Source organism: Phytoamicus setariae, from assembly GCF_016722925.1.
Classification (GTDB): Bacteria; Pseudomonadota; Alphaproteobacteria; order Rhizobiales; family Rhizobiaceae; genus Rhizobium_E; species Rhizobium_E setariae.
In genome coordinates this window covers 36877-57835 of the sequence record NZ_JAEQNC010000004.1, presented here as the reverse complement: position 1 = coordinate 57835, position 20959 = coordinate 36877, and the positions used below count along the sequence as shown (strand labels likewise).

Annotated in this window: 24 protein-coding genes; 11 read left to right on the top strand and 13 right to left on the bottom strand. The window is 58.1% G+C overall.

The features are described 5' to 3' along the window. Nucleotides 1-7: 7 nt before the first annotated feature. Nucleotides 8-853, bottom strand: coding sequence for a prolipoprotein diacylglyceryl transferase (lgt, locus tag JJB09_RS07975; protein ID WP_425523695.1), 846 nt, complete (start codon nt 851-853; stop codon nt 8-10). 178 nt (nt 854-1031) lie between these two features. On the opposite strand from lgt, the gene JJB09_RS07970 reads away from it, so the two are divergent. From JJB09_RS07970 to JJB09_RS07950, 5 genes are all read left to right on the top strand, one after another. Continuing rightward, on the top strand, nt 1032-1298 hold the full coding sequence (locus JJB09_RS07970) for an accessory factor UbiK family protein (protein WP_201655772.1): 267 nt from the start codon (nt 1032-1034) through the stop codon (nt 1296-1298). A 370-nt stretch (nt 1299-1668) separates the two neighbouring features. Further along, entirely contained in the window at nt 1669-2169 is a 501-nt protein-coding gene (locus tag JJB09_RS07965) for a type III secretion system chaperone family protein (protein ID WP_201655770.1), read from the top strand. Next, nucleotides 2166-2984 (top strand): pyrroline-5-carboxylate reductase, encoded by an 819-nt coding sequence (gene proC / locus JJB09_RS07960; RefSeq protein ID WP_201655767.1) that lies wholly within the window; start codon nt 2166-2168, stop codon nt 2982-2984. The genes JJB09_RS07965 and proC overlap by 4 nt, the downstream gene beginning before the upstream one ends. A 10-nt stretch (nt 2985-2994) precedes the next feature. Further along, nucleotides 2995-3336 (top strand): tRNA-binding protein, encoded by a 342-nt coding sequence (locus JJB09_RS07955; RefSeq protein WP_201655764.1) that lies wholly within the window; start codon nt 2995-2997, stop codon nt 3334-3336. A gap of 63 nt (nt 3337-3399) precedes the next feature. Further along, a complete protein-coding gene (locus JJB09_RS07950; RefSeq protein ID WP_201655762.1) occupies nt 3400-3972 on the top strand; it encodes a protein-tyrosine phosphatase family protein in 573 nt (190 codons plus the stop codon). A gap of 2 nt (nt 3973-3974) precedes the next feature. Here the strand turns inward: JJB09_RS07950 and JJB09_RS07945 are convergent, their stop codons facing one another. The 3 genes from JJB09_RS07945 to JJB09_RS07935 are packed head-to-tail and all read right to left on the bottom strand — an operon-like array spanning nt 3975 to nt 6534. After that, nucleotides 3975-5363, bottom strand: coding sequence for an ATP-binding protein (locus tag JJB09_RS07945; protein ID WP_201655760.1), 1389 nt, complete (start codon nt 5361-5363; stop codon nt 3975-3977). Further along, nucleotides 5360-6070 (bottom strand): response regulator, encoded by a 711-nt coding sequence (locus tag JJB09_RS07940; RefSeq protein WP_201655757.1) that lies wholly within the window; start codon nt 6068-6070, stop codon nt 5360-5362. The genes JJB09_RS07945 and JJB09_RS07940 overlap by 4 nt, the downstream gene beginning before the upstream one ends. Continuing rightward, nucleotides 6067-6534 carry a MarR family winged helix-turn-helix transcriptional regulator gene (locus JJB09_RS07935; RefSeq protein WP_201656780.1) on the bottom strand — a complete coding sequence of 156 codons (468 nt, stop codon included), beginning with the start codon at nt 6532-6534 and terminating at the stop codon, nt 6067-6069. Before JJB09_RS07935 ends, JJB09_RS07940 begins: the two co-directional genes overlap by 4 nt. A gap of 282 nt (nt 6535-6816) precedes the next feature. Between JJB09_RS07935 and JJB09_RS07930 the strand changes: the two genes are divergently transcribed. The 3 genes from JJB09_RS07930 to JJB09_RS07920 all read left to right on the top strand — a co-directional run bounded on the left by JJB09_RS07930 (nt 6817) and on the right by JJB09_RS07920 (nt 9077). After that, nucleotides 6817-7710, top strand: coding sequence for a branched-chain amino acid aminotransferase (locus tag JJB09_RS07930; protein ID WP_201655754.1), 894 nt, complete (start codon nt 6817-6819; stop codon nt 7708-7710). 315 nt (nt 7711-8025) lie between these two features. Beyond that, nucleotides 8026-8190 (top strand): hypothetical protein, encoded by a 165-nt coding sequence (locus JJB09_RS07925; RefSeq protein WP_201655751.1) that lies wholly within the window; start codon nt 8026-8028, stop codon nt 8188-8190. Between the two features lie 239 nt (nt 8191-8429). Next, nucleotides 8430-9077 (top strand): MBL fold metallo-hydrolase, encoded by a 648-nt coding sequence (locus tag JJB09_RS07920; protein ID WP_201655748.1) that lies wholly within the window; start codon nt 8430-8432, stop codon nt 9075-9077. Between the two features lie 73 nt (nt 9078-9150). On the opposite strand, the gene JJB09_RS07915 is transcribed toward JJB09_RS07920, so the two are convergent. The 3 genes from JJB09_RS07915 to JJB09_RS07905 form a co-directional block, all read right to left on the bottom strand. After that, the gene (locus JJB09_RS07915; protein WP_201655745.1) at nt 9151-9678 is read right to left on the bottom strand and encodes a BA14K family protein; all 528 of its coding nucleotides are present in this window, start codon (nt 9676-9678) and stop codon (nt 9151-9153) included. Between the two features lie 194 nt (nt 9679-9872). Next, nucleotides 9873-10088 (bottom strand): cold-shock protein, encoded by a 216-nt coding sequence (locus JJB09_RS07910; protein ID WP_201655742.1) that lies wholly within the window; start codon nt 10086-10088, stop codon nt 9873-9875. A gap of 353 nt (nt 10089-10441) precedes the next feature. Then, nucleotides 10442-11332: a DMT family transporter gene (locus tag JJB09_RS07905; RefSeq protein WP_201655739.1), complete on the bottom strand. Its 891-nt coding sequence runs from the start codon at nt 11330-11332 to the stop codon at nt 10442-10444. 255 nt (nt 11333-11587) lie between these two features. On the opposite strand from JJB09_RS07905, the gene JJB09_RS07900 reads away from it, so the two are divergent. Then, entirely contained in the window at nt 11588-12637 is a 1050-nt protein-coding gene (locus JJB09_RS07900) for a DUF1176 domain-containing protein (protein WP_201655736.1), read from the top strand. Next, a complete protein-coding gene (locus JJB09_RS07895) occupies nt 12634-13065 on the top strand; it encodes a DUF3052 domain-containing protein (RefSeq protein ID WP_201655733.1) in 432 nt (143 codons plus the stop codon). The genes JJB09_RS07900 and JJB09_RS07895 overlap by 4 nt, the downstream gene beginning before the upstream one ends. 68 nt (nt 13066-13133) lie before the next feature. On the opposite strand, the gene JJB09_RS07890 is transcribed toward JJB09_RS07895, so the two are convergent. From JJB09_RS07890 to JJB09_RS07880, 3 genes are all read right to left on the bottom strand, one after another. Next, nucleotides 13134-14276: a PQQ-dependent sugar dehydrogenase gene (locus JJB09_RS07890; protein WP_201655730.1), complete on the bottom strand. Its 1143-nt coding sequence runs from the start codon at nt 14274-14276 to the stop codon at nt 13134-13136. 67 nt (nt 14277-14343) lie between these two features. Beyond that, nucleotides 14344-15501 carry a PQQ-dependent sugar dehydrogenase gene (locus JJB09_RS07885; protein ID WP_343228998.1) on the bottom strand — a complete coding sequence of 386 codons (1158 nt, stop codon included), beginning with the start codon at nt 15499-15501 and terminating at the stop codon, nt 14344-14346. 91 nt (nt 15502-15592) lie between these two features. Continuing rightward, nucleotides 15593-16531 (bottom strand): EAL domain-containing protein, encoded by a 939-nt coding sequence (locus tag JJB09_RS07880; RefSeq protein ID WP_201655728.1) that lies wholly within the window; start codon nt 16529-16531, stop codon nt 15593-15595. 226 nt (nt 16532-16757) lie between these two features. Between JJB09_RS07880 and JJB09_RS07875 the strand changes: the two genes are divergently transcribed. Next, nucleotides 16758-17960 carry a pyridoxal phosphate-dependent aminotransferase gene (locus JJB09_RS07875; protein ID WP_201655725.1) on the top strand — a complete coding sequence of 401 codons (1203 nt, stop codon included), beginning with the start codon at nt 16758-16760 and terminating at the stop codon, nt 17958-17960. Here JJB09_RS07875 and JJB09_RS07870 read toward each other — a convergent pair. The 3 genes from JJB09_RS07870 to trxB form a co-directional block, all read right to left on the bottom strand. Continuing rightward, nucleotides 17925-18227: a hypothetical protein gene (locus tag JJB09_RS07870; RefSeq protein ID WP_201655722.1), complete on the bottom strand. Its 303-nt coding sequence runs from the start codon at nt 18225-18227 to the stop codon at nt 17925-17927. The two genes, JJB09_RS07875 and JJB09_RS07870, sit on opposite strands and share 36 nt — an antisense overlap. Before the next feature lie 744 nt (nt 18228-18971). Beyond that, on the bottom strand, nt 18972-19868 hold the full coding sequence (locus JJB09_RS07865) for a LysR family transcriptional regulator VtlR (RefSeq protein ID WP_201655719.1): 897 nt from the start codon (nt 19866-19868) through the stop codon (nt 18972-18974). 41 nt (nt 19869-19909) lie between these two features. Beyond that, a complete protein-coding gene (trxB, locus tag JJB09_RS07860) occupies nt 19910-20884 on the bottom strand; it encodes a thioredoxin-disulfide reductase (protein WP_201655716.1) in 975 nt (324 codons plus the stop codon). Nucleotides 20885-20959: the final 75 nt, after the last annotated feature.

Genomic DNA, 20959 nt, shown 5'->3' with positions numbered 1-20959 from the left:
GGTTGCCTCAGGTCGTTGCCGGGGACGCGGCGCGAGCCCGCCACATCGCCCAAATGCCGAGCAACAGCATGGGGATCGACAGCAACATGCCCATGGTCAGCCAGCCACCCAGGAGGTAGCCGAGCTGCGGGTCCGGCTGGCGGACAAATTCTACCGATATACGCGACAGCGCATAGAGACTGACGAAGGCGCCGGCCACATAGCCCGGCGTCTTGAGGCCACCGCGGTAGAACACCAGAAACGCGAGGATCAGGCCGGTCGCCAGGCCTTCGAGGCCGGCCTCGTAAAGCTGGCTTGGATGGCGTGTGAAAGGCTCTTGGCCCGGAAAGATCACGCCCCAGGGTAGATCTGTCACCTTGCCCCAGAGTTCGCCGTTGATGAAATTGGCGATGCGGACGAGAAACAGACCGGTCACGCAAACCGTAGCAACCACATCGAATAGCGACCACATGGAGATACCGCGTTTGCGGGCGAACAGGATCATGGCGATTGTGGTGCCGGTGATGCCGCCGTGAAAGGACATGCCGCCGTTCCAGATTTCCAGCGCCCTTAGCGGATTGGCGATAACGTTGGCGAAGTCGTAGAAGAGGATGTAGCCGATACGGCCGCCCAATACGATGCCTATTGCGGCCCAGAAGACGAAATCATCGATGTCGGTGAGCGTCATTGCGGGCTGGTTGTTGCGCCAGAGCCTTGGTGTCGAAAGAATCTTGCGGGCGTAAAACCAGCCGAGCAGAATGCTGACCACGTAGGAAATGCCGTACCACTTGATCTCCATCGGGCCGATGGAAAAGGCGACCGGATCGATGTTAGGAAACGGCATTATCGCCAGTGCGTGCAGGGTTTCGGTCAAGGCTGATGACTCCGGAGGTCAGATTTCGAGCGGTGCATAGCATGATATTTTGCCTCTAACAGCCTTTTGCAATGTGCTGAGCCGCAAAAAGCGACGGGGCTAGCGGCTTTTTCCTTGCAAGACGGGTGCCCAAATCTTACCTCCACTTCAGGAAACAACGTGATCCGGGAGAAATGGAATGAGCACTGGACCCAATCGAATTCTCGATGATTTTGCCAAACTGATGACAGATGCGGCCGGTGCGGTGCAGGGCGTCGGCAAGGAAGTCGAGACGGCCTTCAAGTCCCAGGCAGAGCGCTGGCTGAACGGCATGGACCTCGTTAAACGCGAAGAATTTGAAGCTGTGCGCGAAATGGCTTTGAAGGCGCGCGACGAAAACGATCGGCTTTCCGCACGGCTTTCAGAACTCGAAGCGAAAATCGCTAGTCTTTCCAGCAAAGCATGACATGGGTTCGGGCTGTCGAAGCTTATCCACAGCCCGACTCTTTCTAATATACGGAGAGTTTTCCACCTGTGGAAATCACCGAAAAACCATTGTGAGAGAGTCATTTAAGATTTTCTCTTGAATCAAATTATGAGAGCCGCGACTGAGGCGGTGAACAAAATTTGCGGCGCCGGGACTGGTTTACGGATTCCGTCGTTATACACTGATTTTACAAGATGATTCGAAACGAGTTGCGTAAGTTCCGGGCAGGCTACGTAAGTTAAGCTGCTCAAATCGTTTCGTGGGTCATTCCATCAAGTTTCCGGTTTCCACCGGTCGCGTCACGAGTGCTTGGCGCGAGCGGAGAAGGATTCCTCATTTCAGGTGCCGTATGAGCCTTTTTGATTTGAAGATCGAACGTCAGTCCCATCCAGTGGACATGATCGAGTTCGTTGCCGATAGCAACGACTGGGCTTTCGAACGCCCCGCCGACGACGAGATCGCCATGACAGTCGAAGGCAAGTGGGCCGATTACACCGTCTCGTTTTCGTGGATGGAGAAGTTCGAGGCGATCCATTTCTCCTGCGCTTTTGATCTCAAGGTTCCGGATAGCCGGGTCAATGAAGTCATCCGGCTGTTGAGCCACGTCAATGGCGAACTGTTGATGGGGCATTTCGATGTCTGGCAGAATGCCGACGTCATCGTTTTCCGTCAGTCCCTACCGTTGTCAGGTGGCGTCGAGCCGACCGGCCGGCAGGTTGAAATGATGCTGTCGAATGGTCTCGAGACCTGCGAAGCCTATTATCAGGCATTCCAGTTCGTGGTCTGGTCTGGTATGGATGCCCAGTCGGCCGTCAGCGCCGTGATGTTCGAAACCGTGGGGCAGGCATGACAATCGCTCTGAATGGTCCAATCGTGCTTATCGGCGCCGGTAATATGGGCGGCGCCATGGCGGCCGGTTGGATCAAAAGCGGGATTGCGGGTTCCTCCATCATTGCGGCCGATCCCAATCCTTCCGACGCGATGAAGGCCAGGTTCGAGGGCAGCGGCTTGCAGTTCGTCGCAGCCCCTCCGGATGGTATGACGGCAGCCGTGATCTTTGTGGCGGTCAAGCCGCAAGTGATGGAAGCGGTGCTTCCTTCCTACAGGAAAATCATCGGACCCGAGACTATCGTGATTTCGATTGCGGCCGGCAAGACGCTGGCTTTTCTGGCGCAGCATCTCGGCGATACGGCCATGGTCCGCGCCATGCCCAACACGCCGGCGATGATCGGTCGGGGTGTCACGGGCGCATTCGCCAATCCCAAGGTCACGGATGACCAGCGGGCACTGGTCGATTCTCTCTTGAAGGTATCCGGCCCGGTCGAATGGGTCGAAAGCGAAGCCCTGATCGATGCGGTTACCGCTGTTTCGGGGTCTGGTCCCGCATATGTATTCTACCTCGTCGAGTGCATGGCAGAGGCAGGCCGAAAACTCGGTCTGCCGGCGGACCTCGCCATGCGTCTCGCACGGGCTACGGTGTCGGGCGCTGGTGAATTGCTTCACCAGTCGCCCGGCGAAGCCGCCGAATTGCGTCGTAACGTCACCTCGCCCGGAGGCACGACTGCCGCCGCGCTGGAAAAACTGATGGCGGATGACGGCATGCAGCCGCTGTTCGATGCGGCGATCAAGGCCGCGCGCGATCGCGCCCAGGAACTTGCTGGATAACGAAGAAGCTATGTCCGAACAAATTACTTATGCCGATTTCGAGCGTGTCGACATTCGCGTCGGAACCGTTGTCGAAGCCAATCCCTTTCCGGAAGCCCGCAAGCCCGCCATCAAGTTGTTGATCGATTTTGGCGACGAGATCGGCGTCAAGAAGTCGTCGGCTCAGATTACCGTTCACTATCAACCCGAAACGCTGGTCGGACGACAGGTCCTTGCCGTCGTCAATTTTCCACCGCGCCAGATCGGGCCGTTCCGCTCGGAGGTCCTGACCCTTGGTTTCGAGGATGAAAACGGCGCAGTCGCACTTGCCGTACCGGGCCTGAGCGTGCCGAACGGCCGCAAGCTTATCTGAAGCATTTTTTCCGGAAACGTGGCATAGAGCTTCGGCAAGCCAGTTGATTGAGGAAAGAGGGCCATGACGCTCAGCGCCATTCATGATCGTTTTCGCGTATCCTGCCTGCCACGCGCCGCTGAAGTGGCGCAGGAGTGGCGCGCCACGCATGTCATTTCCTTGCTGGATCCGGGCATCGCGGACGAGCACGTGCCTGTCATACGCGATGCCGAGCACATCGTGGCGAGGTTGCGCGACCAGGAGAACCCTGACACGACCAGCCATTTCCCTGATCTGGTCGAGAGCCTGTTTGAAACCGTGCGACCTGCAGTCGAGACCCGCAACTCGCGTATCCTCGTTCACTGCCATGCAGGCATTTCGCGTTCTACCGCCTTTGCCTATTCGATGATTGCCCACTCTGCCGGCCCCGGCTACGAGGAGCAGGCATTCGGCGCTTTTCTTTCCATTGTCAACAAACCCTGGCCCAACCGCCGTATCGTCGAGATCCTGGATCGGCGCTGGGGCAGGGACGGCGCGTTGTTGAAGCCGCTCGACGACATGCGTGCCCGGTTTCCAAAACGCATCGATGCGCTGCACAAGCACAACCTCAGGCGCCGCTTCTTCGAACTGGTGCCTTGCGAGATCTATAACCGCTAGCTTTAGACAGGAACGCGGACCGTGGCCCGCAAACCGCCCAGGGGGCTTTGGGACAGGGTCACGTTGCCGCCGTGGCTGCGCGCGATGTCACGGACGATGGCAAGGCCAAGACCCGTGCCTGACGCATCGAGATTGCGGGCTTCATCCAGCCGGAAAAACGGCTTGAACACTTCCTCGCGCATCGCTTCGGGCACGCCTGGACCGTCGTCGTCGACGGTCACGGTCAGGAACCGGCCAGAATTGCGCGCTTCGATATGGATCTTATGCGCATGCCGCCACGCATTGGCGACCAGATTGGTGAGGAGGCGGGCAAAGGCGACCGGCCTGACGATCACGGTTGCCGGGCCTTCCAGGGCTGTGGTTACGTCCGCTCCATGCAACTGGGCACTTTCTTCCAGCTGATCGAGCAGCTTTCCAAGATCCAGCTCCGCTTGCTGCTCCTCCGTCTCGCCACGGGCGAAATCGAGATAGCCATCAAGCATGGTGTTCATGTCATCAACGTCGCGGTTGAGGCCTTCAAGATCCTTCATGCTTTCGGCGATGGCGAGTTGGAGCCGGAAGCGAGTCAATATGGTCCTGAGGTCGTGGCTCACGCCGCTCAACATCATGGTTCGCTGCTCGATCTGGCGTTCGATCCTCTCGCGCATTTGCAGGAACGCATAGCCGGCGCGTCGAACCTCGTCGGCTCCGCGCGGTACAAAGGGATCGGTGGACTTCTGGCCCTTGCCGAACCCCTCTGCGGCTCGTGTCAGCGCCTCTATCGGCCGGATCTGGCCGCGTAGGAAGAGGATCGAAATAAGGATCAGGAACAGCGAGGTGCCAACCATCCAAATCAGGAATATGTGGGTGTTGGATGCATAGGTACGATCGCGTCGGGTGGTGACGCTGAGGATGCGGTTCTGGTCGAGCTTGATCCGAATCTCGACGGTCTTCTCGTCGGCACTCGTATTCAGCCAGAAGGGCCGACTGATTTGCTGGTTGATTTGTCGCGACAGGGTTCGATCAAGAATGGAGAACAGGGGTATCGGCTTCGGTGCCGGCAGCGTGGAGCCGGGCGTGATCTCCACCTCGAGTCCGAGTCGCTGCTTTGCTATGCGGATCAGCTCGGCGTCGCTCGAAGCATTGGGAAACGTATCCAGCAGATCGATGACGGCGGCTACGTCGCGCGTCACGGCTGCCGAAAGCCTGGTCGTCACCATCTGCCAATGGCGTTCCATGAACACGGCGGCAATGACCGATTGGAGGATGACCATCGGAATGATGATGATCAGCAACGACCGTACGAACAGGCCTCGGGGCAGATTGCGGCGCATGAACCGCTCCCACGGCCGGTCTCGATGCTGGGGCCGCGCCGTTGCGTCGATCCGCGTGGAAGCATCCACCTCCGTCATCCGCCCTGATCCAGACATAGCTTGTATCCTATTCCGCGCACGGTCTGCAGCCAGATCGGATTGCCGGGGTCGTCTTCTATCTTGCGCCGAAGCCGGTTGATCTGCACGTCGATGGTGCGCTCGCCAACGTCGACGCCGTTTCCTGCCAACTCATGCCGGGCGATAGTCTGGCCCGCGTTTGCGGCAAAAATCATCATGATCTCCTGCTCGCGGCCGGTCAGCCCGATCTGGGTGGCGCCGCGCTTCAGTTCACGCTTGACCAGGGAGAAGGTGAAAGGGCCGAAAATCAGCTGGTCGATCTTTGGCTTCTGCGGATTGACCGCGCGCTTGAGGATGTTGTTGATCCTGAGCACGAGTTCGCGCGGATCGAAGGGTTTTGGCAAGTAGTCGTCAGCGCCTGCTTCAAGGCCGGCAATGCGGGATTCTGCTTCCGCAAGCGCGGTCAGAAGGATGATCGGGATGTTGCGGATCTCCCGCAGCGAATTGGTCAGCGCTATGCCGGATTCACCCGGCATCATCACATCGAGCACCAGCAGGTCGAAATCCAGCCCCTCCAGCTTGCGGCGGGCCTCGGCGGCGTCGGCCGCGACGGTGACGCGAAACCCCTTGCCGGTGAGGAACTTCTGCAACAATTCGCGAATGCGCCGGTCGTCATCGACGATCAACAGGTGCGGCGCATCGTCCTCGAGCATACCAGCCTCGCTCATCCCCTGCCTCCCTTGTCGCGCATGCCGTTCAGGAACTGGACCACCGCGCCGCGCATGGCATTTTGTTCGTCGCCAAAAGCGTTTTCAATGCGGTGTGATTGTGGACGCGCGAGTTCGAGCGCCAGCTTGCGACCAGACACGGTCGGGTAAAGCCGTCGCTGGCGTCGGTCGTCCGGGCCTTCTATCTGTGTGATGTAGCCGGAATCGATGAGTTGCTTGAGCACGCGCGCCAGCGACTGCTTGGTGATGTTCAGCGTGACGAGCAAATCCGCGACGGTCATCCCGGGTTCGCGGTTGACGAAGTGGACGACTCTGTGATGCGCGCGACCGAACCCTTCCTTGGCCAGAATGGCGTCCGGATCGGAAATGAAATCCCGGTAGGCGAAGAACAACAGCTCGATGATCTCAAAATCGATTGCCCCTTCGTCGCTCATCGGGGTGCGGACAACATCCTCGAGATTCATGCGCTTTTCCGGCGTGGCTGCCACATTCGCTTCCTTTCGCGTCGATCGGTCCATCATATCCCAATTTATGTCAGCTTTATTGACGTAAATTCCAACCCCTGTTAGCCTGAAAACGATTTTGTGGACATAAAAAGTTCTTCCTGAAGCGATCGTTACACGGCTTCACCGGACTGTCTTCAACATTCATGTCCTCCGTTCCGGCAGCCAAATAGGGTAGACAGTTCCCGGCGGCGGGGTACAATCAGTTCAAGCATCAGGCGTTTTCCGCCGGGAGGTTACACCATGGCAGTTCCCTTTGACCAGCTAGACGGACAGATATGGATGAACGGCGAGTTCATCCCCTGGAAGGACGCCAAGATCCACGTTCTGACCCATGGCCTGCACTATGCGAGCGCCGTGTTCGAGGGCGAACGGGCCTACGGCGGGCGTGTGTTCAAGCTGACCGAGCACAACCAGCGTCTGCACGATTCCGCCGAGTTCATGGGTTTCAAGGTGCCTTACTCGGTAGCCGAACTGGATGCGGCGACCATCGAGCTTCTGAAGCGTCAGGGTTTTTCCGACGCCTATGTCAGGCCTATCGCCTGGCGCGGCTCGGAGATGATGGGTGTGTCCGCCCAGGCGAACAGGATCAATGTTGCCATCGCTATCTGGCAATGGGGCAGCTATTTTGATCCGGCTGAGAAGCTCAAGGGCATCAAGCTGGATCTTGCCGAGTATCGCCGCCCCGACCCGATGACAGCGCCATCGAAAGCGAAGGCTGCGGGTCTCTACATGATTTGCACGATCTCCAAGCACGCAGCCGAGGCAAAGGGTTTTGCCGATGCGATGATGCTCGACTATCGCGGTCGCGTTGCAGAAGCGACGGGTGCCAACGTCTTCTTCGTGAAGGATGGGGTCCTCCACACGCCCGACCCGGATTGCTTCCTCGACGGCATCACCCGTCGGACGGTGATCGAGCTTGCCAAGCGCCGCGGTATCGAGGTTGTCGAGCGCGCGATCATGCCGGAAGAGCTTTCCGGTTTCAGCGAGTGCTTCCTCACAGGATCTGCTGCAGAAGTCACGCCGGTATCCGAAATCGGCGGCAAATGGACCTTCACTCCGGGCAAGATCAGCGAGACGCTGATGAACGACTACATGAAGGAAGTCTATCCGGCCGCGGCTGTAGCGGCGGAATAAGTCTCCACACTTCACCACAAAAGGCGGCCGCATGGCCGCCTTTTTTGTTTCATGCCCGATAATGCAGCCACGAGTTCGAACGCCTCGTTTCACGGGCCGCAACCGCCGTTTGCCTCGCTCCCAAAAAGTTTGGGTCCCACGTGATCTGATCCCGTCTTTCCGGGCGTATCAGTCAGGCAAGAGAGCTATGCGAAACTTTAGACAAACCACCCGCGGACCTGTCACGCAGGAAACTGGCTGACGGAAAAATTCCGGCGATAGTGAGGGCACAAATCGCAGCGCTGGTCGTTGCATTACCAAACCGGGACAAACACCATGAGCAGTAAAGCCAGCGCAGAACAAGCATTCGTCGCACGCCAGCTTCGGCCGCTGGTCATTCTGGTCGCCGCGGTCAATCTGGCCGTCGCCACTCTTCTCATCACCACGGCAAGCCTTGGAGCCACGCCGATCGACTCGGTGGAACTAGCCAGCCTTCGCTAGGTGTTCTTAACCCCGGTCGCAGCCAGGACAACTCCGGCAACTTATCGAGAAAGCCGATGAGATTTCATTCGGCTTTCCCGCAGGTGTGTCGCTCGCCACTTCCACGACTGGTTCAGCGCCTGCGAAGGTAACGCGTTGAATTCGTGCGCCAACCTTTCGATAAAGCGATTCCGGTTTGCCAGGCAATGCGCTATGGTCCATGTCGAAAGACAACAATAGCGTATCAGTCAGGATCCGACATGGCCCAACTTCAAGCCGGCATCATTCCGGTCACCCCCTTCCAGCAGAACTGCACAGTGTTGTTCGATCCGGATACGATGGAAGGGGTAATCGTCGACCCAGGTGGCGATGTCGAAGTGATCCTGCAGACCATCCAGGAAAACGATATCAAGCTCAAGGCAATCTGGTTGACACACGGCCATCTCGATCATGCAGGGGGTGCGCTTGAACTCAAGGAAGCGACAGGTCTGGACATCGTTGGCCCGCACAAGGACGACCTGCCGCTGCTTCAGTCGATGGAGGACAGCGCCAAGCGGTTCGGCACAGAGTTCAACGTCCGCAACGTGGTGCCGGATCGCTTTCTTGAAGATGGCGAGACCGTATCCTTCGGCGAGCATGTTTTCGAGGTGTACCACTGCCCCGGTCATGCGCCCGGTCATGTGATATTCTTCAACCGGGCGCAAAATTTTGCCCATCTCGGCGATGTCCTTTTCAACGGTTCCATCGGCCGCACGGATCTGCCTGGCGGCAATCACCAGCAATTGCTTGATTCCATCCGGGACAAGGTGCTGCCGCTTGGCGACGAGGTTGGGTTCATCTGCGGGCACGGACCGGGAAGCCGGATCGGCGACGAGCGTCGGACCAATCCTTACCTCAGGGGGCTCTGAGGAAATTCGGCGGAGATACCCAGCATATTAAAACGCCCCCGGATGGGGGCGTTGGATTGTCAGGCTATCGGTTTCAACCGGCGGTGCAGAAGTGGTCCTGCCCGTCATAGCCGCGATAGGTTCCGGTGCGATTGTTGAACGACTGGTAGCGCTGGCTGCAATAGGCGCGCCATTCTGCCGACCAGGGTTCCAAACCACCGCGCGCGGACTGCTGGTAGCGCTGGTTGCGTTGCGGGCGATCGGGGAAATAGCCGTCATCACCCGCTTCGTCATTCAGCTCACGGCGGTCGCGCGGGGCGGCGTATTCGTCGTCGCCGGGGCCGTCATATTCATCCGCGGGCCCGAGATATTCCCCGTCGGGATCCGCATAGACGACGTCCGGGTCGTCATAAACCTCACGCGGTTCGGCCAGTACCGATCCGACGATGACGCCGGCGGCCACACCACCAAGGATACCGGCGGCGACTGCCCCGTTGTGATAGTGTCCATGATGGTGCCGGCCGCGCCAATAGCGATCCCCCGCCGAGGCGAATTCGACCGATGTCAGGAGGGTTGCAATTGCAGCAGTCCCGAGAACTGCAGTTTTGAGGAATTTGTTCATGCTCGTTGTCCGTGCCTTCCAGGAAAACCTGCACCAGATCGGTGATTATAGGCGGACCGTAAAAGCGGGAGCATGAATGCTGCCTGAACGGATCAAGGCAACTTTGTGGTCAGATTTTTAGCTTGCCAAATGTCGAAAATCCGCCGCTGGAAATGTCCAGCGGCGGTAAAATGCCCCATGTGCGGGCTTTATGATCAGCCAGTAACCTGCAGGTTGACGGCCTTGGGACCCTTGCCGCGACGATCCGGCTCGGTGTCGTAAGAAACTTTCTGGTTTTCGGTGAGGCCGGTAAGGCCAGACGCCTGAACAGCAGTGATGTGGACGAAAATGTCCGAGCCACCCTTGTCCGGCTTGATGAAGCCGAAGCCTTTGTCGGCGTTGAAAAACTTGACTGTGCCAGTGTCAGCCATGGGGCAATTCCTTTCCTCGCTGCGCAGTATTGTTGGCAGCATCCTCAGTGATGCCCCGAAGGGCGCAACGCAGGCAGATTCCGACATGAGAGGAAAGGATCCTAATATCGTGCCAGTCGGGCGGTTTCCCGTCTTTCTGTCACCCGGAGATTATTGCGCCTCCGGTGCGTTATTCTCAAGGTCTTCCCGTTGTTCGTAAATTGCCCGAACGGACGGTACACTGATGGCATTCCTGCAATTTGGCAAGCAAAACTTTCATTCGTGATGCAAAATTTGCATTGCTTTCATTTCGGTGAAGTTCATTAAACTTAGAAACGCTCTGATTTTCTTGCGTTTTTCAAGATGATCGTAGTTCATGCGCGCCGGTATTTCGATTTTGCCATTTCTGGAACAATCTCTACCAAAATCATCGAGGTAAATAGCAGCGCGCAACCGACATAACCAAGCAAGCCCATTCTCTCACCCAGAAGGGCAGCGCCGAAAAGAGCACCAAACAGGGATTCGCTTGCAAGAAAAATTGCAGCCTGTGGCGCGGTCGTCCAGCGTTGGCCAATGATCTGCAGAATGAATGCGATACCGGAAGAAAACAGGCCGGCGTAGAGAATTTCAGGAATGGCACCGACGAAGCCTTGCCAGGTTATCGGCTCGAAAACGATCGCCAGCACGATGCCGCCGAGGCCGCAGACCAGAAACTGGATGGCCGAAAGCGCCATCGGCCGCTCGCTGCCCGGTGCGAACACTCCGATCAGCAGCACCTGCGTGGCCCAGAAGCAGGCACAGACAATCGTCAGCAGGTCGCCGGTGGTCAGGCTCGCGAGTTCTCCGCCGCTGAGGTAATAGATGCCGGTTACCGCCATGATCGCCGCCGGCCAGATGATCCAATGCGGGATCTTGCGCAGGACGATCACACTGAGCACCGGCACAATGATGACATAGAGCCCAGTCAGGAAGCTTGAATTGGTCACGCTGGTTGTCAGCAGCCCGAATTGCTGGGTTGTTGCTCCTCCGAACAGCGCTAGGCCGATCACGACGAAAATCAACATCTCGCGGTGGTTGACCGGGGCAGTCACCCGGCTGTGCTCGCGTAGCGCCAGTGGAAGTGCCACCATAAACGCAACCAGGAACCGCAGGCCGACGAACCAAAGCGGTCCCATCGTCTCCATCGCCATGTCCTGGGCGACAAATCCTGCTCCCCATATGGCTGCGGTCGCTAGGAGTATCAGGTTGGCTTGAATTCGTGTCATGCGGGAGCTTTCCGGTAAATCGTTCCTTACCGGGTTAGCAGGTTGCTATCCGCCGAACAATAATTACACAGTTGAAGAATATTGATGGTTCAGCGCAAAATCCAGAAACATTGCTGTTGAGTCGGCGTTTCCCGAGAATATAGTCGCGCGTTGGCTCGTCTTTCCGGTCATGCAGCGACCGCTCGATGCGACCTGCGAGCATCGCAAGGATATGGTGGGCGGCGTGTGCCTGGATTGCAGAAGCGGGGGGAAATGATGACGGTCAAATTTACGATGGCGGCCGGTGCTGCCGCATTCTTCGGCCTTGTGGCCTGCCATGACGCCCAAGCCGGGCTCTACAAGGAGATCCGCAACTGGCAGGTCTCCTGCACCAATGGATTGACCTGTGAGATGAGCTATTTCGGCACGAATGCTCAGGGCTTCAGCCACGTCGGCCTCCGCCGCGCAGCCGCGCCGGAGGCCGGTGTCGAATTTCTGTTGCCGGCCGGCAGCGATGTCAACAAGGACGATGGCACAGGGCGGTACCTGGTCCAGATCGATGGAAACGAGGTTGTCTCCATTCCTGTCGCGAATACTAAAGTCGACGATCGGATGAACGTGCGGGTTTTTGGAGAAAAACCTTTTATTGACGCCCTGCTCTCGACCATGTCTGCCGGCAGTCGCATGGAGATTTTCTACAAGGGGGCCGTGGGCAATTCCGCGCTGCAGGTGCCGCTCGACGGCGTCAAGGGATCGTTGCTTTACATGGATGAATCGCAGGGCAGGTTGGGGCGCGCCGATGCGCTGGTGGCGCGGGGCGACAAGGCGCCCCCCAAAGAGGCGCCGGCTCGGGATCTTGCGCAGTTGAGCGAGCTTCCACCCGTGGTTCGGAATGATTTTACCGCAACAAATGGCGGTTGCTCCGACCTTGAGGAGGATAGTTTCGGCGGCTTTGGGGCGTTCGAAGTGTCGGTGGACGACACACGCCTCATCGTTGTGCCATGCGGCCTTGGCGGGGCATACAACCAACCCTACGCGATCTATGCCGGCTATGACACTATCCTGGAGCGCGTAGGCTTTCCGGATGTTCGAGGCCGCGCACCCACTGTAACAAGCACGGCCTATAATGTGGACTATGATCCGAAGACGAAGACCCTGACCTCCTTCTTCAAGGGGCGGGGCATCGGCGATTGCGGAGTCTGGTACAAATGGGCCGTAGCCGGCGTGTCGCTGGTGCTTGCGGAAAAACGCGAAAAGGGCGATTGCGACGAAAAGGACATGGGCGGTCCGCAACATTTCCCTGTGGTGTGGGCGGCAAAACCATGACCGATGCAGGCTATTCCGGCACGCCGTTGGCTCGCAAGATTGGCCTTAGGGATGGTCAGGTCGCCTTGCTGATCAATGTTCCCAACACGATTGCCGAGATCGTCGAGTTTGGCGGCTATGCTGCCTGCGAGCGCGTCTGGCCGCCATCGGACATCAGCCGTTTTGACTACATTCATCTGTTCGAGACCCGCAGGGCGGAACTTGAGAGCGTTTCGCACCGGCTGATCGCAAACCTCAAGCCCGAGGGGATGGTTTGGATTTCATGGCCGAAGAAGGCGTCCAAGGTGCCGACCACCATCACGGAAGACATGCTGCGCGAAATCCTGCTGCCGACCGGCCTTGTCGACGTCAAGGTTGCGGCGATCGACGAGGTGTGGTCCGGCCTCAAATTCGTGGTGCGCAAGGAGTTGCGCGCCGGTCCAGTCTGACATCTGCTCGTCTTCCTTCGATAGACCATTCCAGCTTCGAGAAGCACATTGTCGCGTCGCCAGATTGTTCAGGTGGATGGCGCGCGTGAAATCCGCAGGAGTTGGCCGTCATCCTCATCTGTGACGACCAGCAGCGAGCCGTCCGGTGCTTGCTTGATGTCGCGCAGCCTTCCGTGGGTCTCTTCCAGCATCCGCTCTTCGGAAACAATCTTGCCCGCAGCGTCGCGCGACAGGCGGGAGATAAGCTCGAACTTCAATGCCGCGACGAGAAGATCGCCGTCCCACTCTGGGAACATCTTGCCGCGATAGATCAGCAATGCTCCCGGTGCGATCGAAGGGTCCCAATAGTAAAGCGGCTGCTCGAAGCCCTTGGCTTCCGTGCCGATACCGATCTTGCTGCCGTTGTAGTTGACGCCATAGGAAATTACCGGCCAGCCGTAGTTCTTGCCGGGCTCGATTTTATTGACCTCATCGCCGCCGCGCGCACCGTGTTCGACCGTATAGAGGGCACCGTCCTTGCTGTCGAAGGCAATGCCCTGCGGATTGCGGTGGCCCTTGGTCCAGAGCTCCGGAAGTGCTGTCTTATTCGCGAATGGATTGCCTTCAGGTACCGATCCATCTCTGTTGATGCGGATCACCGCGCCGTGGGCGTCGCTGAAATCCTGGGCGAGCGCGGGCGTGAACTGATCGCCGAGCGTCACAAACATCGACTTGTCGGGTGCAAATGCGATACGCGCGCCGAGATTGGTAGCCCGGCGTCCGGGATTTTTCGTCCTGTAGATGGTGTCGAGGCCGGTAACGGAACGTTCGTCCTGGGAAAGCCTGGCGGAAAAGACAAAAACGCCGACTTTGCGCCCGAATTTCTGGCTCGCGGTGAAGAAAAGCGTGCGGTCATGCGCAAAATCCGGGGAAAGGGCAACATCGAGAAGGCCGCCCTGGTTCCGCACCAGGATGTCGTCGGGCATGCCCGCCAAGGGCGCCGACAGCTTGCCATCGCGCAGAATGCGCAATTGGCCGGTACGCTCGGTCACCACGATCGCGCCGTCTGGCAAGACCTCTACTGCCCAGGGATGGTTGAGGCCGTGTGCAAGCGTTTCGACCGACAACTTCACCTTGCGTGTCTGGATAGTCTCGGCGTGTCCGCTGCAAAGTGGCAAAAGGCTCAGCGTTGCCAGCAAGGCGAGGGAAGTTCGTCCAAATCGGCGGCGCATCGCTGGTCCTCGGCGGAAGGATTGCAGCCAGTGTCGAAAAACATTCTGGCAACAACATGGTGGCTGACTACGTGGAGGGCGCTCGCGAGATCCGCAGGAGCTGTCCGTCATCCTCATCGGTAACGACCAGCAACGAACCGTCAGGCGCCTGCTTGATGTCGCGAAGGCGCCCGAACTCTCCCTCGAGAAAGCGCTCCTCTGAAACGATGTTGCCGTCCGCGTCCCGCGCGAGCCGTGCGATCAGCTCGAATTTCAGAGCGGTGACGAGAAAGTTGCCCTCCCATTCCGGAAACATGTCCCCATGATAGACGAGCAGGGAACTCGGGGCGATCGAAGGGTCCCAATAGTAAACGGGCTGCTCCATTCCTGGCGCCGCGGTACCGCTGCCGATGTGCCCACCATTGTAGTCGCTCCCGTAGGAGATCACCGGCCAGCCGTAGTTCTTGCCCGGTTCAGGCGCGTTCAGTTCATCGCCGCCCTTGGGGCCGTGTTCGACGGTATAGAGGCGGCTGTCGCGGGGGTCGAAGGCTATCCCCTGGGGATTGCGGTGCCCGATGGACCAGATTTCAGGCAAACCGCCCACGCCGTCTCTGAACGGGTTGTTGTCCGGGATCGAGCCGTCCCTGTTGATGTGGATCACCGAGCCGCGATGGTCGAACGGATCCTGTGCCAGAGCTTCCCGCGCCTGGTCGCCGATGGTCACAAACAGGCTGCCGTCGTCGGCGATGGCGATACGGGACCCGAAATTATGATCGACAATGTTTGGCTTGGAGGAGTGGAAGATCGTTTTCGTATCCGCCAGCCAGCCGCCGTCGCCGGCGAGTTTCGCCTTGAATACGATCACGCCGATGCCATGGTTGAAAGGCTGGGTGGCGGTAAAGAACAACAGGTGGTCGGTGGCAAATGACGGCGAAACAGCAACATCGAGCAAACCGCCCTGTACATCTGCATAGAGTTTGGGCAAACCCTTGACGGGCTTTGACAGCTTGCCGTTCTTGAAAACCCGCAAAGCGCCCGAGCGCTCGGTAATCAGCATCGTGTCGCCGTCTAGCGGTTCGACCGCCCATGGATGGTCCAGGCCGCTTGCAAGCGTCTCCACCACGATTTCGACGGTTTCGGTCTGGAAATGTACCGGCTCGGCCGAATGGGCCGGTGATGTCAGGCATGTGGGAAACAAAAACACAGCAATGCCCATGGCGCCTGCGCGCCATTTCGATATCTCCACGTCGCTCCTCCGAAGCTTATCTGCTTTTCTTGACGATCTGGCTCAACTTGGCAGGCTTGTCAAGAAAGTGCGTCGGATGGGGCGACAGGCGCTAGCGCGTCCGTTTGCCGAAGGCGGTCGCCTTGCGATGGACCGGGGCGTAGGTTGGAGCCGTCGCGCGTGGCAGATGGACGTCTGGATTGTATCTTTCGAGATCCGAACCCGATTTCAACGTTGTCCGCTCGGTTGAATCCACTTCGGGGAAATCGTCATTGAAGCTCGTGGGCGCAAGTTGGGGGCGGGCCAGCGCATAGCCCTGCAACAGCGGTACGTCGAGGCTATGGCAGATTTCGACCTGACGAAGGTCTTCCAGACCCTCGAAGATGGCCAGGATGCCCTGTTCCATGAATTGCCGAACCATGACCCGCAGGAGGGCCGAGCCAGCGGAGTTCTCAAGAAAGTCCTTGACCCAATCCGCTTCGAACTTGACGTAGTCGGGCTTGAGCAGTTTCAGCCGGGCAGTGTCGCTTTCATCGGCGCCATATTCGTCGATCGCGATGCGGAAACCGCGTTGACGAAGATCGTGCACGAAATGTGCCAGCATGTCCTCGCTATCGTTTTGCTTCTGGGTGATTTCGCAGACGATCCGCTCCGCGGACATGCCTGCCTCGTGGGAGGCGACTCGGATCTGCTCGACTTCGCGGCGGATGTCGGCATCCGTCACGAACAGGCCGGGGTGGAAGTTGACGAAGAGCTTTGCCTTGCTACGCTTGAGAGCGCCGGTATTGAGGATATGCAGGGTGCGGCAGAGGCTGTCGATCATCGCCGTATCCTGGCGAGCGACTTCGCTGAAGAACTGGGCCGGACGGACCGGTTCCCCGCCACGACTGGGTCGGATCAGGCCCTCGAAAGCCTGCACCTCGAGATAGCCTTCGGCATCCTGGCTGAAGATCGGCTGCAGGGCAGACTGGAGTGTAAAAGCGCCGTAAACGGCAGTCCAGGAGCCATCGTCTTCAAGCCTGAGATTGGAGAAAATGCTGTTTCCAGCCATGTTTTTACAGCCCGATTTTTGAAAATTTGGTCAGTACTGAGAGATAGCGGGAAAACATTACCGGCGGCTTAAGCGCGCCTTGTCAATTCTCAGTGTCGGCAATCACAAACTGTAGCGGGTGCACTGCGTTATAGCTGTTTTGCAACCGCGTAAGCGCCTTGATCGTGGCAGGACGATCTCCTATAACGCGCTCGCCCATAGTTTATCCAAACAAGGAACTCAAAGAATGGCCTTCCTCGCCGACGCCCTTTCCCGCGTGAAGCCCTCCGCAACCATCGCAGTCGCACAGAAGGCCCGCGAATTGAAAGCCAAAGGCCGGGATGTCATCAGCCTCGGCGCGGGCGAGCCTGATTTCGATACGCCTGACAATATCAAGAAGGCAGCGACCGACGCCATCAATCGCGGCGAGACCAAGTACACAGCCGTCGCTGGTATCCAGGAACTGCGTGAGGCGATCGCCAAGAAGTACAAGCGCGAGAACAATCTCGACTACACGGCCGCCCAAGTGATCGTCGGAACAGGCGGAAAGCAGATTCTGTTCAACGCGCTGATGGCGACGCTGAACCCGGGCGACGAGGTCGTTATTCCGGCTCCCTACTGGGTGTCATATCCGGAGATGGTGGCGCTGTGCGGCGGCACACCGGTGTTCGTCGGCACCACGATCGAGAACAATTTCAAGCTGCAGCCCGAAGATCTCGAAAAGGCGATTACGCCGAAGACCAAGTGGTTCATCTTCAATTCGCCCTCCAATCCGTCGGGTGCGGCCTACAGCCATGACGAACTGAAGGCGCTGACCGATGTGTTGATGCGCCATCCGCATGTCTGGGTGCTGACCGACGACATGTACGAGCATCTGACATTCGACGACTTCAAGTTCGCGACGCCGGCCGAGGTCGAACCAGCGCTTTATGACCGCACGCTGACCATGAACGGCGTCTCCAAGGCCTATGCGATGACCGGCTGGCGCATCGGCTATGCGGCAGGTCCGATTGCACTGATCAAGGCCATGGACATGATCCAGGGCCAGCAGACTTCGGGCACCAACTCCATCGCCCAGTGGGCGGCCCTCGAGGCGCTCAATGGTCCGCAGGTCTTCATCGAGAACAACAAGAAGGTCTTCCAGGGCCGTCGCGATCTCGTCGTGTCGATGCTCAACCAGGCCAAGGGTCTGAATTGCCCGACGCCGGAAGGCGCATTCTACGTTTATCCGTCCTGCGCCGGCCTGATCGGCAAGACAGCACCTTCGGGCAAGGTCATCGAGACTGACGAGGATTTCGTCACCGAACTGCTCGAAGCTGAAGGCGTTGCCGTCGTGCATGGCTCGGCATTCGGCCTTGGTCCGAATTTCCGTATCTCGTATGCCACGTCCGAGGCGTTGCTCGAAGAGGCCTGCTCACGCATCCAGCGCTTCTGCGCTTCCTGCAAGTAAGCCACGTCCGACAAAGAACATCAGAGCCGCTGCCGGTCCTCCGGCGGCGGCTTTTTCGTGTCCGCTTGCCTGGGGCAGGCTACGGCTGGTGGAAATTTGGGCAAAAAAAAGGGCCACGGAAAAAACCGGGCCCATATAATTGTGAAGGTAATTAAACCTCCAGAGGGGAACAGCTGATGCAGCGGCACTGGGAGGAAAACCGCCATGCGCATCAACTGAGTGCAATATGGTGGTTTTTTGTGCGTCGCACAAGGTGTGGATATGCATGCCAGCTATGCAGATGCCACTGGGCAAGGCAGCGAGGGGTCAATGCTCCGACAATCGATCGTCCATGCGTTGGCCGCATGCAGGCGACGGTGCATCCGGTTGAAATCCAGGCAAAAAAAGAGGGCCACGAGAAAACTCGGGCCCTTTATAATTGTGAAGGTAATTAAACCTCCAGAGGGGAACAGTTGATGCAGCGGCACTGGGAGGAAAACCGCCATGCGCATCAACTGAGTGCTATATGATGGTTTTTTGTGCGTCGCACAAGGCGCGGATGTGCATGCCAGCTATGCATATGCCACTGGACAAGGCAGCGAGGGGGCTATGCAGCGACAATCGTCCAGGGGTCGCATCGCATGCAGGGCGATGGTGCATCCGGTAGAAATCCAGGCAAAAAAAGAGGGCCACGAGAAATCTCGGGCCCTTGTAGTTGTGAAGGTAATTAAACCTCCAGAGGGGAACAGCTGATGCAGCGGCACTGGGAGGAAAACCGCCATGCGCATCAACTGAGTGCGATATGGTGCTTATTTGTGCAGGGTGCAAGGAGCAGATACGCATGACTGTTATGCAGGTGTTGCATGCGTCGTGCGTTGATTAAGTTAAGCCTTTGAAAAAGCAACCAAAAATAATCCATAAAAATATGTGTTGTTTCGTCAAATTATTGAATACTAAAAAGTATCCGTTCGTATACGAATGATTTCGAGTCGACCGTTGTTCGACCGACCCTGTGCCGTTGGAAACAGACGGCTAAAAGTTCCAGTTGCGTGCCTTGGAAACAATGAAGTCTCGAAAAACTTTCAACTTCGCCGCGTTTTTCAATTCGCTCGGGTAACAGAAGTAAGTGTCGAAGGACGGGATGTCGGCATGCGTGACCAATTGGACGAGGCCCGGATCGCGACCAACGATATAGTCTGGCAGCATGGCGATACCGATGCCGAGCAGGGCCGCGCGCTTGATCGATGTCAGGCTGTTGATCTGCAGCACGGGCATGCGCGGATTGTCGTCCGATCTGCCGGCGATCTCCAGCCAGTTGACGTCGAGCAGGTAGTTCGGCGCGGGTTCGCCGAAGGAGATGATCCGGTGATTGTCGAGATCTTCCAGCGACTGCGGTTCGCCGTGGCGGCTGATGTAGGAAGGGGCCGCATAGACATGCATGTGGACGGTGAACAGCTTGCGTTGGATGAGATCTGATTGTTGCGGCTCGCGCAGGCGGATCGCGCAATCGGCATGGCGCATGTTCACATCCAGTTCCTCGTTGTCGAGGATCAGCTGGACCTGCATGTCTGGATAGAGCGACAGGAACTCCTGCACCTTGTCGGTCAGCCAACCCTGACCAAGTCCGACTGTCGTGGTGATGCGCAGCCGGCCGGTCGGCTTTTCGGTCGTCTCGGTCAGCTGCATCTTGACCATTTCGAGCTTCATCAGCACGTCATGGGCAGTCCGGTAGAGCAATTCGCCCTGTTCCGTGAGGATCAGTCCACGCGCGTGCCGGTGGAAGAGCTTGGTATTAACCTCGCTCTCCAACGCACTGACCTGCCGGCTGATGGCCGATTGGGACAGATGCAGCTTGTCCGCGGCATGGGTAAATGACCCCGCTTCAGCTGCCGCGTGAAAAATCCGCAGTTTGTCCCAGTCAAGCGACATTTATTCCCCCAAAAAACAGGCGAGCCCCTCAAGGCCGCAAATTATTCCGCAGCCTGCGCAACATGCAGATGTCCGGCCAGATAACGTTCGGCTTCCAGCGCCGCCATGCAGCCCAGACCTGCGGCTGTAATGGCCTGGCGGAACGTGTCATCAGTCACGTCGCCAGCCGCAAACACGCCTTCGACATTGGTGGCGGTCGAATCTGGCGCGGTCCACAGATAGCCATTCGGCTTCATGCGGAGCTGCCCGGTAAACAGCTCTGTCGCCGGGGCGTGCCCGATTGCCACGAACAGGCCGTCGATCGGCCGTTCGGTGATCTCGCCGGTCTTGGTGTTGCGGATCTTGACGCCGGTCACCGAGGCCGGCATTGGGGGATGCAGTTGCTCGCCAGTGATCTCAGCGATCTCGCTGTTCCACACCACGTTGACGTTTTGGCGCTGGAACAGGCGTTCCTGCAGGATCTTTTCCGAGCGGAACGTGTCCCGGCGATGAACAACCGTCACCGACTTGGCGATATTGGAGAGATAGAGCGCTTCCTCGACGGCGGAATTTCCGCCGCCGACCACGATCACATCCTTGTTGCGGTAGAAGAAGCCGTCGCAGGTCGCACAGGCCGAGACGCCGAAACCCTGGTATGCCTTCTCGCTATCGATACCCAGCCATTTGGCCTTGGCACCGGTGGCGATGACGATGGTATCGGCAATCCAATCCTGGCCTGAATCGGTCTTGACGTGGAAGGGACGGTTGGAGAGATCGACCGACGTCACGAGGTCATTGACGATTTCGGCGCCGACATGCTTGGCTTGCCCGAGCATCTGTTCCATCAGCCACGGACCCTGTATCGGGTCTGCAAAGCCCGGATAATTCTCCACATCGGTGGTGATCATCAACTGGCCGCCCTGTTCCATCCCGGCGATCAGGACAGGCTCGAGCATTGCGCGAGCTGCATAGATAGCGGCCGTGTATCCGGCCGGTCCCGAGCCGATGATGAGAACCTTCGTGTGGCGTGCTGACATGGTTTTTCCCTGCAAACTAATGCGCCGAACAGGGCGCAAATCTTGGTCCTTATCTATGGATGGACGGCATGCATA

Excerpts from the sequence above, each read along its gene's own strand:
- JJB09_RS07895 (WP_201655733.1), top strand. The coding sequence starts at position 12,634 with ATGACCGATGCAGGCTATTCCGGCACGCCGTTGGCTCGCAAGATTGGC.
- JJB09_RS07930 (WP_201655754.1), top strand. The coding sequence starts at position 6,817 with ATGGCAGTTCCCTTTGACCAGCTAGACGGACAGATATGGATGAACGGC.
- JJB09_RS07865 (WP_201655719.1), bottom strand. The coding sequence starts at position 19,868 with ATGTCGCTTGACTGGGACAAACTGCGGATTTTTCACGCGGCAGCTGAA.
- JJB09_RS07970 (WP_201655772.1), top strand. The coding sequence starts at position 1,032 with ATGAGCACTGGACCCAATCGAATTCTCGATGATTTTGCCAAACTGATG.
- JJB09_RS07880 (WP_201655728.1), bottom strand. The coding sequence starts at position 16,531 with ATGGCTGGAAACAGCATTTTCTCCAATCTCAGGCTTGAAGACGATGGC.
- JJB09_RS07920 (WP_201655748.1), top strand. The coding sequence starts at position 8,430 with ATGGCCCAACTTCAAGCCGGCATCATTCCGGTCACCCCCTTCCAGCAG.
- JJB09_RS07940 (WP_201655757.1), bottom strand. The coding sequence starts at position 6,070 with ATGAGCGAGGCTGGTATGCTCGAGGACGATGCGCCGCACCTGTTGATC.
- proC (WP_201655767.1), top strand. The coding sequence starts at position 2,166 with ATGACAATCGCTCTGAATGGTCCAATCGTGCTTATCGGCGCCGGTAAT.
- JJB09_RS07890 (WP_201655730.1), bottom strand. The coding sequence starts at position 14,276 with ATGCGCCGCCGATTTGGACGAACTTCCCTCGCCTTGCTGGCAACGCTG.
- JJB09_RS07870 (WP_201655722.1), bottom strand. The coding sequence starts at position 18,227 with ATGCATATCCACACCTTGTGCGACGCACAAAAAACCACCATATTGCAC.
- JJB09_RS07875 (WP_201655725.1), top strand. The coding sequence starts at position 16,758 with ATGGCCTTCCTCGCCGACGCCCTTTCCCGCGTGAAGCCCTCCGCAACC.
- JJB09_RS07950 (WP_201655762.1), top strand. The coding sequence starts at position 3,400 with ATGACGCTCAGCGCCATTCATGATCGTTTTCGCGTATCCTGCCTGCCA.
- JJB09_RS07900 (WP_201655736.1), top strand. The coding sequence starts at position 11,588 with ATGACGGTCAAATTTACGATGGCGGCCGGTGCTGCCGCATTCTTCGGC.
- JJB09_RS07915 (WP_201655745.1), bottom strand. The coding sequence starts at position 9,678 with ATGAACAAATTCCTCAAAACTGCAGTTCTCGGGACTGCTGCAATTGCA.
- JJB09_RS07965 (WP_201655770.1), top strand. The coding sequence starts at position 1,669 with ATGAGCCTTTTTGATTTGAAGATCGAACGTCAGTCCCATCCAGTGGAC.
- JJB09_RS07925 (WP_201655751.1), top strand. The coding sequence starts at position 8,026 with ATGAGCAGTAAAGCCAGCGCAGAACAAGCATTCGTCGCACGCCAGCTT.
- trxB (WP_201655716.1), bottom strand. The coding sequence starts at position 20,884 with ATGTCAGCACGCCACACGAAGGTTCTCATCATCGGCTCGGGACCGGCC.
- JJB09_RS07935 (WP_201656780.1), bottom strand. The coding sequence starts at position 6,534 with ATGAATCTCGAGGATGTTGTCCGCACCCCGATGAGCGACGAAGGGGCA.
- JJB09_RS07945 (WP_201655760.1), bottom strand. The coding sequence starts at position 5,363 with ATGACGGAGGTGGATGCTTCCACGCGGATCGACGCAACGGCGCGGCCC.
- JJB09_RS07910 (WP_201655742.1), bottom strand. The coding sequence starts at position 10,088 with ATGGCTGACACTGGCACAGTCAAGTTTTTCAACGCCGACAAAGGCTTC.
- JJB09_RS07955 (WP_201655764.1), top strand. The coding sequence starts at position 2,995 with ATGTCCGAACAAATTACTTATGCCGATTTCGAGCGTGTCGACATTCGC.
- JJB09_RS07905 (WP_201655739.1), bottom strand. The coding sequence starts at position 11,332 with ATGACACGAATTCAAGCCAACCTGATACTCCTAGCGACCGCAGCCATA.